The organism is Confluentibacter sediminis, from assembly GCF_003258355.1.
GTDB lineage: Bacteria > Bacteroidota > Bacteroidia > Flavobacteriales > Flavobacteriaceae > Confluentibacter > Confluentibacter sediminis.
Genome location: NZ_QKPO01000061.1, coordinates 1 through 593, shown reverse-complemented (window position 1 = coordinate 593; position 593 = coordinate 1). Strand labels below are relative to the sequence as shown.

Sequence of the window (593 nt, the reverse complement as noted above, 5' to 3'; positions counted from 1 at the left end):
GCAGGTCCCAAGGGTTCGGCTGTTCGCCGATTAAAGCGGCACGCGAGCTGGGTTCAGAACGTCGTGAGACAGTTTGGTCTCTATCCTCTGCGCTCGTTGGAATGCTGAGGAGGCCTGCCCATAGTACGAGAGGACCTGGGTGGACGAACCTCTGGTATGCCGGTTGTCACGCCAGTGGCACGGCCGGTTGGCTACGTTCGGAAGGGATAACCGCTGAAAGCATCTAAGCGGGAAGCCTGCTCCAAGATAAGCATTCCGTGGAACCTTCGAGTTCCTGTAGTCCCCATGCAGAACACGTGGTCGATAGGCCGGACGTGGAAGCCCCGCGAGGGGTGGAGCCGACCGGTACTAACGGACGAAAGGCAACACTAACATTCCAACCCCTGGCGGTTGGACCGCATCTTCCTCCTGCAAACGACACCAGACGGCAATGAGCATTGTCTGGCCACAAGACGAAACATCGACATATCCGCGTCCGCTGTCCGGTTCCCAGGCCGCCACAGGCCGGCGGGACATTGTTCCCGACCGTATAAGAGAAGATTTGCGGCGGCCATGGCCCAGGTGAGACGCCCGGTCCCATTCCGAACCCGGAA

At 59.7% G+C, this 593-nt stretch carries 1 rRNA gene; it reads left to right on the top strand.

Features of this window, described 5'->3' with window-relative positions:
- Positions 1-372 (top strand): 23S ribosomal RNA (locus DKT72_RS18955); the annotation flags it as partial.
- Between the last annotated feature and the right edge of the window lie 221 nt (positions 373-593).